This is a genomic window from Janthinobacterium sp. NKUCC08_JDC, assembly GCF_019345575.1.
Classification (GTDB): Bacteria; Pseudomonadota; Gammaproteobacteria; order Burkholderiales; family Burkholderiaceae_D; genus Janthinobacterium; species Janthinobacterium aestuarii.
In genome coordinates this window covers 1-426 of the sequence record NZ_JAHKQW010000050.1, presented here as the reverse complement: position 1 = coordinate 426, position 426 = coordinate 1, and the positions used below count along the sequence as shown (strand labels likewise).

The window sequence follows — 426 nt, the reverse complement described above, 5'->3', positions numbered from 1 at the left end:
ATGCCGCCGCCGCCGCGACGGCAGCGACGGCGGCCAACGCCCTGGCCGCCCTGAATGCGGCCTTGCAGGCGGACGCGAATGCGGCCGCCACGGCCGCTGCCGCCATCACGGCGAGTGCGGCCACCGCTACCGCCATCGCCGACGATCTGGCCGCTGCGACGGCCGCCACTGTCGCCAGCGTCTCGCAAGCGGCCGCGCAAGCGGCGCAACTGGCCGACAATGCCGCCGCCAGCGCCGCCACCATCGCCGCCAACGCGCTCGCTTCCCTGAATGCAGCCCTGGCCGACGATGCCGCTGCCGCTGCGGCCGTGCTGAACTCCACCAATGCAACGGCCGCCGCGGTGGCCGCCGCCACCGCCGACACGGCTGCTGCCGCGGCCGCCCCCGTGGCCGCCATCTCGGCCGCCCCCTGTCTCTTTTAAACAT

The 426-nt window shown here is 74.9% G+C and carries 1 protein-coding gene; it reads left to right on the top strand.

Annotation, left to right across the window (positions count from 1 at the left end; all coding sequences use genetic code 11):
• On the top strand, nucleotides 1–422 hold a 422-nt coding region (locus tag KO538_RS29045; protein WP_219330444.1), incomplete at its 5' end, for a hypothetical protein.
• Between the last annotated feature and the right edge of the window lie 4 nt (nucleotides 423–426).